The following is a 13,210-nucleotide window of genomic DNA, read 5'->3' as shown; positions in this document are numbered from 1 at the left end:
TTGTTCGGTCTTTGTCCACTGAGCTGCATCTGGTTAGGTTCACCAGCATGATGTCCCTGGAAGCCGCATTATGGAACGAACCCCTAATTATCTCGTGCAGGGCGCCACCCTGTTAGACAAAGGTCAAGTCTTAAAAGCTCTCCTACTACTCGCAACGAGTGGTATGTATGCCGGGCCAACTCCACCCGACTGACCACCCCCATTCTTGAACAGCGGATTGATCCCCGGTGTTCGGATGCGACGTCTTTCCTCAAGACTCATAGAAACCTCATCTTCGGATGGGGCTTTTCTATGCCTTGTGGTTATTAGTTTCCTTTTGAAAACGAAATAGACGCCGTGCAACACACAACCAAACTACTGAGGAAACGACAATGCAACAACATTACTATCACACAGTGTTCAGCCTTGCCCCTGAAGATCAATTCTTCATGGCAGGTAGTGGATTTGAACATCCCAAGAAGCTTAGCCCTGAAGAAGCACAACAGCTGAATGTACAGGCAGACGGCCTGATGATCCGTGTAGTTGAAGTTACTGAAGCCGAGTATCGGAAGATTGAACGGTTGGCAGATGCTGGCCTACCAATGCTTCCATTCAGCGCTATCCGTGAAATCTACATCGAACCAAAGATCATTCGTGAGGAAGACCTGCAATGGTAACTGCATTCTGCATTTTCTACGTGGTCGGCATGTTGAAGGAATTGAAATGCTTTTAAAAGCCAAAGCTGACAACCGAGATCGCGAAGACGCTGAGTTCGATAGAGAACAGCGTCAGTATCGCAAACAGACGAAGCAATTCAGACAACAGCGAAGAGACAGAGAATGGAAGCGAGGCGAATGACATACATCGCCATTCTTTACAGCTTAGACCTCTACGACAAAGACGCTGACCAACACTTCGAATCTCGATTGGTAATCCACTGCCAGCCCTCTGACGACATCCAGAAAGACCGAATCACGCTTCAAAGATGTCTTGAGACGGCTGATGAAGAAGTTAAAGAGGTTGCCAACATGACCATCATCGAAGTGGACCAAGAGTTCTACGAAGCTTATCACCGAATCAGAAACACTATGGGCATAGACGCCCACATCCCCACAGACCACGTAAGAATGTTGGTCGCGATGTACAAACAACCAATTTACGCATAAGGAAAAAGATCATGACTACCCAACAGACCCGCACAACCTACTACCCTCAAGATCGCGTCGAACAAGTTAGCGAACAAGGCCACGTCATCAGTTCACAAACAGTGACACGCCCTGAAAGAGAAGTTCCTGTCTATGTGCGTCCAGAGAAGGTAAGCCCGCTCAAGGCCAATCACATCTTCGATGAGGCTGTGTTGCAAGCCCGTATTGAGATGGCACGTGCAACGGCCCGTCTGAGCCATCTAAGCCGTGAGCCCCTGAACGTCCACATTGGCGACCTGTTTGAGCCAGCTCTGAAAGCCAAGCTTGACGAGGGATACACGATCAACTTCGGCTTCCCTATTCGCCATCGGGACGGTGTTCAGGCAAGCAGTCATTGCACCCTCAACGTTCCAGAGGCTCGCCTCAACGAGCTGGCTGACGCTGCTGAAGCTGAAGCCCGTAAGGCATACGAAGCTGAGCTTGCCGCTGCTCAAGCCGCCTTCATGGCATCGGAGCTCGCTCGCCGTGTAGCCGAACATCAAGAAACTGTCCGCCGTGAACGTTAACAAGCTGAAGCTGAGCTTGCTGACGTCCTAATGCGTGAGATTGCCGCTGAACTGGAAGCCGCTAACACACAGCCCGCTCCAACTACAGCTGCCAAGAAAACTACTACCAAATCCAAAACTGTTTAAGGAGAAAGACAAATGCACAACCAAGAAGCCTACATCGCTAAAGCCCAATCCATGATCTATGAAGGTGACATCAAACTCAGCGCTCAAGATGTGAGTAATCTCCTGCTGGCTATCGACGGCGTTCGACAACTACGGCCTTACCTGTTCGATCAATACACTGACGTCTGCTTGAAGGTTCGCGCTATGGAAGCCGAACTACAAGAAGAGCTTGGAAGCTGGCAAGTTAAGCAAGAACTGGAAGAGCAGCGGCGTCAAGAAGTGGAAAAGCGCAAAGCAGTAGAACTGCTACTTGCTCAAGCTCGCCTTGAGCGTGCACAGAAGCGTCTGGCTGAAGCACAGGAGAACGCAGCATGACTACCACTACAACAGACGGCCTGACAACTGTAGTGCTAAAGCTAACAGACTTCGAGCTGCGTGCCCTGCAAGATTCTATTGGGTATGGCGTGCAATACAGCCCCGGCATTGCCGGGGAGCTGGAAACCTTCATTCAGCTTGAAGCAAAGATCGTTGACGCAATTGATTTCCCACAAGGAAGAAAAGAATGACATCCACAACAAAAGAATCCTTGGACAAGACAGTTCACCTGCTACGGATGAAGCATGACCCTGAGTATGCAGCACTTCAAGCTGACCTTGAACAAGCTCAGAAGGTGTTAGATCGTCTCGAAGACAATCGCCGACAGGCCGAGAAGGCTAAGGCAACAGACGTCCAGAAAGCAGCGTTCCATAGCACAACTGGAGTCACCCACGAAGACAGTGCAGAGCTACAGAAAATGGCGGCTGTATTGGCGACCATGGAGATTGCAGACAGCCCAGAAGAAAAGATGCGAATCATGCGGGGTTATCTGGATGGCACGCTGTAATGGCCCTATCTAACCAGACAAGGGAGGCGATAATTCCGCCCCCTCCCCCTCCAAGCCTTAATCAGGAAGAAGAGTTACGGCAGGTTGGCTTCTTGCTCAAGCAGAAAGGTGTCTACCTTATCTTCCGTGCATCAACCTCCATCATGGTAGACGGTTGGTCTAACCATGTTAACCCAGCAGAGTATGCGGATGCTTTCGGATCGTGTGTCAGAGGAACAACCTTCAGCTTGCACAAGATCGCTTTCAACAAATGGAAGCCTGCCAAGACAGATGTCTACGTTGTGCAGCTCCCTTCAATGCCGCCTAAGTTGGTAGCTCTGTTCGAAGAGATGGACCAACAATTCATCTACAACGGCACATGCCCAACAACAGCTATGAACGTGGCCAAGCAACTAATCACTGAGATTGCGGAGAGCATCAAATGAGCATCGCTGATCAACGAATCGTCATCGTATGCCGTACCCCAGACGAACCAATCGACGTTATCGAAGCTTGTAACGTGATGGGCATTGGATGGACAGACGGAGAGCCCGCCCGCTACTTCGCCCCTATCCACACCAGCGAGCCTTACAGCGTCGTCATGAGCCAGGGAAGCATCGGGTACTGCCGCTTCAAGGACGTTCCTTCACTGGTAGCTCAGGGCTACACACAGACAACGCCTGACAAATTCATTGCCGCCTGTAATGAGCTGATTGGTCGTGGCTACACAGCACCAGAGCCCACTACAGCATGGCACGCCTACGACGTCCGAAGGGACAGGGACAACATTTATGACGATTGATGCCCAGGGATACCGCACAGAGTTTAGCGACATCCTATACGCGATCAGAGATTGGCAATTCGATTGGCTCCCCAATCTTCCAGCCCAGCTGAAACGCCAGACCGTCGCCCTCCTCAAGCAACATCCCTTCCGCTCTCAAGCCTCCAAGTCAATCGTCTTCCTTGCCGGTGCATTGGAAGGCAACTTCCCCTCTCCCGCCTTCTACATCTGCCGCGACAATCCAGACATCTTGATTGAGAACGTCCTGTTCTCGTCTGACCGCTACAGAGGTACGAACTACACAGTTCGCCGTCGTGATGGCTTTGTGGTGGTAGCGATCGCCAACGGGGCAATCCCTGACGATGTAAACCAAGTGCCTCGCCTACCACACACATACGTGACGGAAGCAATGGAGAACAGCGGACTGACGATCCTGAGTAAACACACAGAAATCATTGATGCCTTTAAAGCAATCATCTCTCTATTTTCTCCAGAGGAGACAACGCAATGACATTCGCTGACAAGCTACGCGAGCTAATCAAACAGCCACAAGGTGATAAGAAGGTTCAGGAATACATCAAGCAAGTCCTGAACGATCCCAATACACGCTGCGAAATCGCTGAGATTAGTAACGAGTATGAGAGCTACACACAGCCCGCCTCAACGGCATCCCCCGCTTCCCTCAAACCAATTTCCGAGACGCTTTGATTTGGCGTCTCTTGTCTAATTCGGAGACTCCAAATGAAAACCTCTCAGACTCGCAACTTCAACGGCAAGATTATCCCCTTCGACACTTACAGTACAGAAATCCTTCAGCGCCTGGAGCAAGTGACCACGGCTGAAGGTGTAGGGCATGGCTACATCATTCAGACTACAACTGAAACTGACATCATCAGGCACCTACACAACTTCATCCAGAACAATGACTGCGAAGTACATGGCCTGAGAGTTTCTGTGATAGCCGGAACAACCTACTTTCTCACCATCCCTGAAAGTTACCGCCGTCACTTCACATACCTTGTTCATTGCTGGGATCAAGCAGCGGTCATTACAGAATTTAGCAACCTTGAAGAGATGTTCAAGATTGCAGCACCAATCACAGCAACACGTCGTCTTGATAAGGGACGCCGTCCCAAGAGTCGGCTAATCCTGTCGACTGCAAAGAACGATAAGGAAAATGCCTGATGTCTGACAAACAAGTTGCCAACTTGATTGGTGGCGTAGAGTTCAAGGTAGACCTAACACAGCTTGAACAACTATTCGCCCACCTCAAGAAAACAGAACAGAAGCTTCGCCAATTCGGAAGACTTGCTGAGAAGCCTATTAAGATTGCTGTACAGCTCGATACCAAAGCAATCGACAAGCAAATGCGTGAGCTTGAGAGCAAGATTCGCAAGTCTATTGGAATCACAGCTCCAGGGGCACCAGCATCTCCAAATACAAAGACTTTGGATCGAGCAGTAAGCCAACAGCTACGTCTGGAAAAGCTTACTCAGCAGGCTCGCCGTAGTACATTCCAAGCTGAACTGGCCCAGAGCAAGCTGAGCTTCACTAACCAGCGTGAAGACGTTGCCCTTGGAACGGCCAAGGTGCGTCAGCTACAGCAACAGGCTGTGTTGCAGGCCAAGATTGCACAGGCCAGCCGTCAGGAGATCAGCACTCAAGCAGCCGGGGCCAAGTATCAAGCCCAGCTGACAGCCGCCAAGACCACACAGGCCCGCTTGGAACAGATGTTGGTGGTAGCCCAGGAGAAAGCCTCCCGTGCTGCTGCACAAACCCTCCAGCAACAAACCATGCTCCAACGTGCCCAGTTGGCACTGGATGGCTACAAGCAGGCCGAGCGCCGTCGTGAAGTAAACCACGCCAACAAGATGCAAGATCGCCGTGAGCGGGCGGCACGTGCTGAAGCTGGGCAGGAACGCCAAAGGGAGCGCTTCCGCTTCGCCCAAGAGCGTCACACAGTTTGGCAGGCTCGGCAGGTTGAACTGGCTGAACGAAAAGCTGCTGGTGCGAATGGTGGCTTCAGTATGCTCGGGGCTCTTGGCCGTTCAGGATTGCCTATGGCTGGATTGGCCGCTGGTGGTCTGGTTGCTGGTATTCAACAGCTCCTGTCCATGGCCGGACAACGTATTGTGCAACGCCAGCAGGGGGCAGACGATGCCCAGCAACTTCGCAATGTGTTTGCCGCTGCTGCCAGCCAGGATCAGGGGAAAGAAGGCTACATCCAACAGCGCTACGTTGACTTCAGCCAGAAATACGGTTCAGAAGTCAGCCTGGACAGCGCCAAGGACTATCGTAACTTCCTGTTGAAGCAACGTGGTCAGGGACGAACCCTTGAGCAGGCCATGCAGCTGTACGAAACACAGACCGCTGCCTTCCGTGGCGCCGGGATGACTACGGACGAATCACGCCGTTCCAACCTCCAGCTGACTCAGATTCGAACGAAGGGCTATGCCGACCGTGAAGACCTAAACACATTCAGCGAGGCCGCTCCTATCCTTCGTGGTTACGTTGAGCGTGCATGGGCTGAGCGTAACAACTTCAAGGGTACGGCTGAGCAGCGTTCAGCTGCTGTCATACAGAGTACGACGAAGGGCAACCTGAAAGCCGCTGACTTCAACAAAGCGATTGAACTGTACTTTGCTGAAAATCAGAAGGTCATCGAAGCTCAGGCTAAGTCGATTCAAGCCAACAACCAACGTCTCCAGAATGATCAGTTCCTTCAAGCAGCGAACATCAACGACAACGAGAAGCTTGTTGAAACCGTCAACAAGAACATCGATGCCCACCGCGCACTCACAGCCGCAATGGAGCCTTTGCGTACTCGTGTCATGGAATTTGATACGGCCCTGACATCCGTAGCGGCCACCATGACACAGCGTATCGCTGATGCGCTGGACCCAAAGAAGGCTACCTCGGAAGGGATGGCGAACGCTCCTGACGCAGGGCTTGGCGGAGATGGCGGTATTGATCCTGCCGCCTTCAACCGGCCAACACCAACTGATGAAGTGAAAACAGACCCGGTTGATGCCTTCTGGCAGCGTCTGTTCGGTATCGTCCCTCAAGGCGTAAAGGATCAGCAGCTGGGCAAGAAGCCAATTGATGAGAACGCTTTGAGCTACATCGCTCCTACATCGTCAGGCGCTTACCAGTTTGGCTTTGATCCTAAGAAGCTTCAAGGGATGGTAGATGGACTGAATGGGGCCAACTCAGCGGCACAGCAACAGCTCCAGAACATCACCTCTACCACCACCAACACAGTGACGGTGGCAGGTAGCACATACCATCTCGAATTCCCAAATGTCTCGACAGTCGATCAGACAATGGTGGAACAAACAGTGCGTCGTATTGGTGAAGAGCAACGCCGTCAAAATGAAGCTGACCTCCGGGCACTTCTTACCCCGGACAATACACCTCGCTAACCTTCAGGCAGTTCTGCCGTCCTGTGGGGTTGTATAGCCCCCAACCTTAAAACCTCACACAGACGCTCTCAGGGGCCTTCCAGACAATGTTTGGCCCTTGTGCCTGCCTATGACAAGGAAATAAACATGCTTGCAATCATGAGCAAGAATAACGACCTGATTTGGCTGGATGCAGTCCTTCAGTTCGATCAGCAATACCAATCCACTGTCACCAACCACGCTGTGGAAACAGGGGTGAACATCAGTGACCACGTCATCGAGCAGAATGACAAGTTCAGAGTACGCGGCGTAATCACAGACGCAGACTTCAATCGTGACCGACCACAGGTACGATTCGGAAGTTTAACGGATGAAGAACTTGATCAGGAAATTCGCTACAAGGCGTTCTCCAACTATAACCCTGTTTATGATGCCCCCCGAATTGACATGGGGCCTCCAGCCCTCGGCATTTCCTTGCCAGCGAGCGTTACTCAGTTCCTTGGTAACAACACCCCTACTGTAACCCTCACGCCAAGGGAAGCGATCTTCCCTGCAACGCAAGTTGCAACGACATTGAAAGCAATGCAAAAGAGTCGTGACGTGGTGAAGGTGATTGAGTATCGCCACGATGGAAGCTATGTCCTCCATGAAAATCTCATCATGACTTCCATTAGTGACAATCTTGACCCCGACAGTGGTGACGCCATGTATCCCGACATGACTTTCGAGCGTGTTCGCTATGCGAACGTCTCAACCACAAAAATTCCCCAACAGTTGATGAAGAACAAAGTCGCGGAGAAAAAGGTTAAGGGCAAAGTCAGCACCAGAGACAGCGCCAAGAGTGACGCCTTTGTTGAAGCTCAACAGAAAGAGAACGAACAACTAACAGCCAAAGACAAACTCCAAAGTGACGCTGAGGCAGCAGTTAAGAAAGGACCGCCACAGAAATGATCATTACCCAACAAATCCCATTGGACAAAGTGGCCCACTTCGAACAACTGGTCGCCCTGGAAGGTAGCCTGTTCACGCTGACTTTCACCTTTAGCGATCACTACGGCTCCTGGCACATGGATGTAAAGACGTCTACAGGGGTTCGTATAGTCGATGGTGTACGTCTCGTACCGTTGTATCCAATGTGCTTGGATTACGCCCTGAGCCATCTTGGCTTGTCTGGTGCCTTCTACCTCATGCCGCTCACAGCGGTGGACCTTCGATCACTGCCCGACATCACCACCAGCGTTGATCAGCTCGCCACCTACTACCAGCTCCAGTACATGTACGACGATGGGGGCGATGAGTGATGGCAATCCTGAAGAATCGACAATACCGGCTGATCGTCGGTGACGTGAACACAGGTGATGGCTTTGAAGTCACCGACCTCAACATGTCGTTCGATGTCAGCCGCACAGCCGACAACAAGCGCGGAGGAAACAGCGCCTCCATCGAAATCTACAACCTCACAGAAGAGAAGCGGCGTCGTCTGGATCAGAACTTCCTGGCTTGCAAACTCGAAGTAGGCTACCACGACACAGGTTTAAAGCTGCTTGTCAGCGGGGACATCACGGAATCCGGTACACGCCGCCAAGGGCCTGACCTGGTCACGCAGATCGTCATGGGGGAAGGCTACGTTGCCTTGAATCATACGCGGCTCAAGGCAACCACCATCGGGCCAGGCCGTACAGTGGGGCAAGCCTTCGACGAAATCCTACGTCAGATTCCAGAGGTGGCAAAGGGGCCGTATGTGGGGACCAACCTGAACACTCAGTTGATACGCGGATACAGCATCAAGCCCGGTCCGGTACGGGATCAGCTCAATGCCCTGGCCCAAAGCTACGGCCTGGAATACACGCTTGCTAACAACGTCATCACCTTCACCGACCGGGGGCGGGCAATCAACTCTGAAGCTGAAGCCTTGGTGCTGAGCCCAGCAACGGGGCTGGTGAGCACGCCATACCGTGTAGCTGCTGACAGCGGCAAGACCACGAAGGACAGCACACGCCAGTTCGGAATCATGGCACGCATCCTATGTGACGCGTCAGTGTATCCGGGCCAGCTCGTGAAGCTGGAATCATCAATGTACAACGGCTTCTATCGTGTGCAGGAAGCTCGCTATTACGGAGAGATGGACGGCAATAACTGGTATGCCGATCTACTGCTTCGTGATCCGCTGTCCGTCGATAACGTGCGTACCACCAACAAGAAAACGGGGAGCTAACCCTCCCCCACATCACAAGGATCAGACCACCAATGGCCCTGACAGCATCTAAGTTGGGCCGATGGCTCAGCAACATCCTAATTCCATTCATTGCAATTCTGAGCCTCGTGTTCAGTTTGTACACCTGCTACACCGCCTCATCTGCGTTCGAACAGATTGACCGCAAAATCGACACGATGCAAAGCGAGCTTCAATCCCTCCGCAATAGCCCATCAAGTAGTCCCAGCAGCGTCACTGCTCGCCTTGTTCGAGTAGAAGGCGCTGTGGAAATGCTCACTTCTGACACCTACCAGAAGAATCAGTTTGAACGCCAGATAGTTCTATTCGAACAAGCCATCAAAGATCGCCAACGTATCCAACTCGCCCAAATGCACGGAGGGGAATAACTATGCTTGACATTCTACGAACAGCAACACAGCAAGGAATTGATAGTTTCGCCTCTAACCTGCATACGGCTATGCCTGGAGTAGTTGAACGGGTGGACCTTGAACGTATGCGGGCGGATGTTCGCCCTGTCGTCAATCGAGCCTATGAGGATGGCACAGAGGAAGAATACGCCACCATCCTTGATGTACCGCTGGTGATGCCTGGATGCCAACAGGCGCTGATCAGTTTGCCTATTGCAGCAGGAGACAGCGTGTTGCTTGTCTTTGGTCAGTCGGACATTGACAACTGGAGCATCAGCGATACAAATCAGCCTGTTCCAGCCCCTACCCTACGTCAGTTTGACCTTCAGGATGCTATCGCCATCCCCGGCATCTACACCGCTCCACGTAGCCTCAACAGGGCTTCTGTTCACGCCTTCCCGCACAATCCAAAAGACCTAACGGTAGCTATGAATGTTGGGACAGGGACAGAAGTGGAATTGCGCTTAACACAGACAGGGAAGTTGGTAATCAACACCAATCAAGCTGTAGAGGTGAATGCTCAAGATGTTTCTGTGAATGCTAAAGGGAACGTGACCATTACTGCCCCCAAAACAACTATCGTAGGCAATGTTGACATCACAGGTATCTTGACTGTGGCAGGAATCAACATGAATACCCATAAACACATTGGCGTACAGCCAGGAAGTGGCACATCTGGAACACCAGTGTAATGAACCAGTGTAAGGAGCCTGTATGAAGCTCACAGCAGATTATCGAGAACTCAAAGCGCTGATGAAGCGAATGAAAGAGCTTGATGGCACTAAGGTTGTGGCAGGGTTCTTTGAGGAAGACAGGTATGGAGCAGAGAATGACTTTCTACCAGTCGCTCAAGTGGCCTTCTGGAACGAAAGGGGGATTGGCGTCCCCCGTCGATCTTTCATGGCTCCAGCATTCCTTGATGCTCACAATCAGGCGTGGTATGCCAACTTCATCAGACAAGCTGTAGAAGCCGCCATTCACGGAAGACCCATCAAACCAATCTTGCAGAAGCTTGGACAAGAGATGAAGGGTGTGATTGAAGTGAACATTGATGACTATCCAGGCAGCAACAGCCGTGCTTGGGTTGCTATCAAGGGATTCGATGATCCACTACTCTACACTGGCAAGATGCTCAGTAGCGTCAAATACAAGATACGGAAATGAAAAAGCCCCGCTTATGCGGGGCTTTCGTTTGTCTACGACAATCTCATAGCTTTCTTCTGCCTATTGAGTGAGTCATTTGAGCATGTCGAAAACAATGACGTTACAATGTAACATCCCACATTATCGGATTGTTTAGCTACCCTCTCAGGATGAGCAGTTTACACGGATGTTATAGTGTAACATGTGGCTGGAAGCCAGTTGTAGCACGTCATTGGCCCACTTATCCACAGGGGTGCCTACTCCATAGATTTACAGCCGGAAATGGTGTGATCCGTGGAGAGACCCCTGTTAATCGCGATTTCGCCCGATTGAAGCTATGTGTGTCGGGTTTTGTTAAGCACGATCACTCTGCGATTATTTTTCGCAGCTGCGAAACAAATTGATCCAGCCGAATCTATGCGAGCATGTAAATTCAGCTCAGGAATGCGATGTAGCACGTCTGTAGCCCTCATTAGTATCGATTCATGAGCAGAGTGAACGATGGCTACGCTCGAATGAAATGAGAGATTACCGTTCGTCGGGGTTTGTAAATTTGGTTGACTCGGATGTGACTTTTGCTGTAGCGGATTTCGTCCTACTCCTTAGAGTATGCAAAACCTGAGGTTGCCCTCAGGGAATGTAGACGGTGACGGTTGCTACTCTCTCAGCGGACGCTGAGGTTAGGAGGGATTCTGAGGCAATGCCTCAGGGTGTACTGTCTTGGGTTGTCCAGGGCAACCAACCAACAAGGTGGCCCATCCAAGAGCTTCGCTCTACATGAGAGCATTAACCTTCAGTGGTTCCCACTGGTGACTACCCTCCACAGGTAGACCTCTGGATAGAGGCAGAGAGCTTTCTCTTTGGCGACCAACTGATTGTTGGTGGTCGCTGTATCCCTTAGATGGTATGTCTCAGAGGCATTGCCTCTGGCTATCACAGACGAGTCGTAGACGACTCCTTCAGCCTACTCAGAAGTATCAGCTTCCCTACCTCGCTTCGCTCGGTGGCTTTCAGCTCCAAGGGTAGCACATTCTATGCCATTTGTCTACCCCTCCAAGTGTAAAGATTGTGTAAAGTCTGCTTTAGCGTCTGTGTTCCTATTGACTCTGCGTAGCTGATGTGCATCCCGTCCATCCTATACCTGCTTAACATTTCGTAGACGAACGTCAGCAATGTGTTAAGATCGCCCTATCAGCTAATGGGGCAGTCAGAAATGAAACAGGTCGTGGCATACGCACGGATGTCTACCGATGAGCAAAGCCTTTCCGTGGGTGGTCAGTTTGCTGCTATCGAAGCTGCCGCTATGGCTCATGGCTGGGAGATCGTTGCTCGCTTCGTGGATGAGGGTGTCAGTGGGAGTATTGATCCCCTTGAGCGTCCTCAGTGCCGTTTGGCCCTGGCTATGGCTAAAGGGCTGGCCTGCCCTCTCGTGGTACATCACATTGACCGATTGGGCCGTGACCACGCTCACTTCGTCACGGTCCAGAAGCGATACCAAATCATCGAAGCGAGTGATGCCCACGGTAACAAGTTGATCCGTAGCATCAAATCTCTGTTGGCTGAAGAGGAGCTATCCAAGATTCGTCAGCGTACTCGTGATGGCCTAAAGGAACTCAAGGCCAAGGCGGAAGCCGGTGATGCTGAAGCCCTCGCTAAAGTCGCTGCAAGGGACGCTGGAAGGGCGAAGGCTTGGACTTTGGGTAATGGTGCTGCTGTAGCTGCAAAGCGCGTTAACGCCTCGCTACGGGCCGATAAGATGGCTCATCACATCAAGGCATGCCTCTATGATGGCTGCAAGAGCTATTCTGCAATCGCGACATGCTTGAATGCGAAGGGTGTCACCACAGAGCGCGGTTCTGCATTCAAGCCTATGACTGTATCAAGGATGATGGAGAAGCTATCTTTAACCTTCGAATCACGTTGACAGATAGAGATGTTTACAGTATCGTCCATCCCTTCTACGCGGTTTGGTAGGGTGCGTCAGGGTAGGGTTTGGCGTGGTTTGGTACGGGCTTAAGCTGAGATAGCATCCAGCATGAATACTGATGATTGAGGGGAGAGCAACGAGAGTTGCCCTCCCCTTTTTCATGCCTGTGAGAAAGTGTCTCACTGCGTTCGGAGTATCTGTTGCCCCTCGTGTGTGTGTCCACATGCGAGCGAAGCGAGGAACGTGAAGCAATGCTTCAGCTTCAGAGTCATTCGAGAGAAGCACCAGATATTCGAGAAATGCTACGACTTTCATCTGGTCAGTGTGGGGGTTGCTTGATACATCCGGTAGATGGCGGATTTGAAATTTAAGGCGTCTACAAGCTCGCCAGAGAGGCGCTTGCTAAACGCTATAGGTAGATACGGGTTTCCAGATTACACAGCGTCTGAGAGCCCTGTAGGGGCGCTTGCTTGATAGCTCGCCGAAGTCTACGGGTTCTAAAATCATACAGCGTCAGATACCGCGTGAATGCTGGTGCTAAGCGGATCTGAGAAAGTCCAGTGCTTGGAGATCCTGATAATGCTACGTGTTTGATAGCTCAGCTGGGGCGACTGTTAAGAAGCGTGCCGAGAAATCCACGAACGCAGTGAGAAATCCGGGGGGAAAATTCTTTCCCAGG

Annotated in this window: 19 protein-coding genes; all 19 read left to right on the top strand. The window is 51.5% G+C overall.

The window, feature by feature from the left end; translation table 11 throughout:
* Positions 1 to 371 precede the first annotated feature (371 nt).
* The 19 genes from EC839_RS19810 to EC839_RS19720 all read left to right on the top strand — a co-directional run bounded on the left by EC839_RS19810 (position 372) and on the right by EC839_RS19720 (position 12,528).
* Positions 372 to 656, top strand: a complete 285-nt coding sequence (locus EC839_RS19810; RefSeq protein WP_132833052.1) for a hypothetical protein — start codon at positions 372 to 374, stop codon at positions 654 to 656.
* Between the two features lie 177 nt (positions 657 to 833).
* Complete coding sequence (locus EC839_RS19805; protein WP_132833051.1) at positions 834 to 1,145, top strand: hypothetical protein; 312 nt, start codon at positions 834 to 836, stop codon at positions 1,143 to 1,145.
* Between the two features lie 11 nt (positions 1,146 to 1,156).
* Positions 1,157 to 1,690 (top strand): hypothetical protein, encoded by a 534-nt coding sequence (locus EC839_RS19800; protein ID WP_132833050.1) that lies wholly within the window; start codon positions 1,157 to 1,159, stop codon positions 1,688 to 1,690.
* 138 nt (positions 1,691 to 1,828) lie between these two features.
* On the top strand, positions 1,829 to 2,170 hold the full coding sequence (locus tag EC839_RS19795) for a hypothetical protein (RefSeq protein WP_132833049.1): 342 nt from the start codon (positions 1,829 to 1,831) through the stop codon (positions 2,168 to 2,170).
* On the top strand, positions 2,167 to 2,361 hold the full coding sequence (locus EC839_RS19790) for a hypothetical protein (RefSeq protein ID WP_132833048.1): 195 nt from the start codon (positions 2,167 to 2,169) through the stop codon (positions 2,359 to 2,361). The genes EC839_RS19795 and EC839_RS19790 overlap by 4 nt, the downstream gene beginning before the upstream one ends.
* Positions 2,358 to 2,678 carry a hypothetical protein gene (locus tag EC839_RS19785; protein ID WP_132833047.1) on the top strand — a complete coding sequence of 107 codons (321 nt, stop codon included), beginning with the start codon at positions 2,358 to 2,360 and terminating at the stop codon, positions 2,676 to 2,678. The genes EC839_RS19790 and EC839_RS19785 overlap by 4 nt, the downstream gene beginning before the upstream one ends.
* Before the next feature lie 92 nt (positions 2,679 to 2,770).
* Entirely contained in the window at positions 2,771 to 3,103 is a 333-nt protein-coding gene (locus tag EC839_RS19780; RefSeq protein WP_132833046.1) for a hypothetical protein, read from the top strand.
* Positions 3,100 to 3,459: a hypothetical protein gene (locus tag EC839_RS19775; protein WP_132833045.1), complete on the top strand. Its 360-nt coding sequence runs from the start codon at positions 3,100 to 3,102 to the stop codon at positions 3,457 to 3,459. Before EC839_RS19780 ends, EC839_RS19775 begins: the two co-directional genes overlap by 4 nt.
* Positions 3,449 to 3,949, top strand: coding sequence for a hypothetical protein (locus EC839_RS19770; RefSeq protein WP_132833044.1), 501 nt, complete (start codon positions 3,449 to 3,451; stop codon positions 3,947 to 3,949). Before EC839_RS19775 ends, EC839_RS19770 begins: the two co-directional genes overlap by 11 nt.
* On the top strand, positions 3,946 to 4,146 hold the full coding sequence (locus tag EC839_RS19765; protein WP_132833043.1) for a hypothetical protein: 201 nt from the start codon (positions 3,946 to 3,948) through the stop codon (positions 4,144 to 4,146). The genes EC839_RS19770 and EC839_RS19765 overlap by 4 nt, the downstream gene beginning before the upstream one ends.
* Before the next feature lie 33 nt (positions 4,147 to 4,179).
* The gene (locus EC839_RS19760) at positions 4,180 to 4,623 is read left to right on the top strand and encodes a hypothetical protein (protein ID WP_132833042.1); all 444 of its coding nucleotides are present in this window, start codon (positions 4,180 to 4,182) and stop codon (positions 4,621 to 4,623) included.
* On the top strand, positions 4,623 to 6,860 hold the full coding sequence (locus tag EC839_RS19755) for a hypothetical protein (protein ID WP_132833041.1): 2,238 nt from the start codon (positions 4,623 to 4,625) through the stop codon (positions 6,858 to 6,860). The genes EC839_RS19760 and EC839_RS19755 overlap by 1 nt, the downstream gene beginning before the upstream one ends.
* 126 nt (positions 6,861 to 6,986) lie before the next feature.
* Positions 6,987 to 7,790, top strand: a complete 804-nt coding sequence (locus EC839_RS19750; RefSeq protein ID WP_132833040.1) for a phage baseplate protein — start codon at positions 6,987 to 6,989, stop codon at positions 7,788 to 7,790.
* On the top strand, positions 7,787 to 8,140 hold the full coding sequence (locus tag EC839_RS19745; RefSeq protein ID WP_132833039.1) for a hypothetical protein: 354 nt from the start codon (positions 7,787 to 7,789) through the stop codon (positions 8,138 to 8,140). The genes EC839_RS19750 and EC839_RS19745 overlap by 4 nt, the downstream gene beginning before the upstream one ends.
* Positions 8,140 to 9,054 carry a hypothetical protein gene (locus EC839_RS19740; protein WP_132833038.1) on the top strand — a complete coding sequence of 305 codons (915 nt, stop codon included), beginning with the start codon at positions 8,140 to 8,142 and terminating at the stop codon, positions 9,052 to 9,054. The genes EC839_RS19745 and EC839_RS19740 overlap by 1 nt, the downstream gene beginning before the upstream one ends.
* Before the next feature lie 32 nt (positions 9,055 to 9,086).
* Complete coding sequence (locus tag EC839_RS19735; protein ID WP_093256185.1) at positions 9,087 to 9,440, top strand: hypothetical protein; 354 nt, start codon at positions 9,087 to 9,089, stop codon at positions 9,438 to 9,440.
* A gap of 2 nt (positions 9,441 to 9,442) precedes the next feature.
* Positions 9,443 to 10,153 carry a Gp138 family membrane-puncturing spike protein gene (locus EC839_RS19730; protein ID WP_132833037.1) on the top strand — a complete coding sequence of 237 codons (711 nt, stop codon included), beginning with the start codon at positions 9,443 to 9,445 and terminating at the stop codon, positions 10,151 to 10,153.
* A gap of 22 nt (positions 10,154 to 10,175) precedes the next feature.
* Positions 10,176 to 10,625, top strand: a complete 450-nt coding sequence (locus EC839_RS19725) for a hypothetical protein (RefSeq protein WP_218568253.1) — start codon at positions 10,176 to 10,178, stop codon at positions 10,623 to 10,625.
* Between the two features lie 1,192 nt (positions 10,626 to 11,817).
* A complete protein-coding gene (locus EC839_RS19720) occupies positions 11,818 to 12,528 on the top strand; it encodes a recombinase family protein (protein WP_132833036.1) in 711 nt (236 codons plus the stop codon).
* Positions 12,529 to 13,210 lie beyond the last annotated feature (682 nt).

Origin of the sequence: Pseudomonas sp. JUb52, assembly GCF_004341115.1 — a bacterium.
Classification (GTDB): domain Bacteria; phylum Pseudomonadota; class Gammaproteobacteria; order Pseudomonadales; family Pseudomonadaceae; genus Chryseomonas; species Chryseomonas oryzihabitans.
The sequence above is the reverse complement of the archived record's forward strand: the minus strand, read 5'-3'. Positions and strand labels throughout refer to the sequence as shown.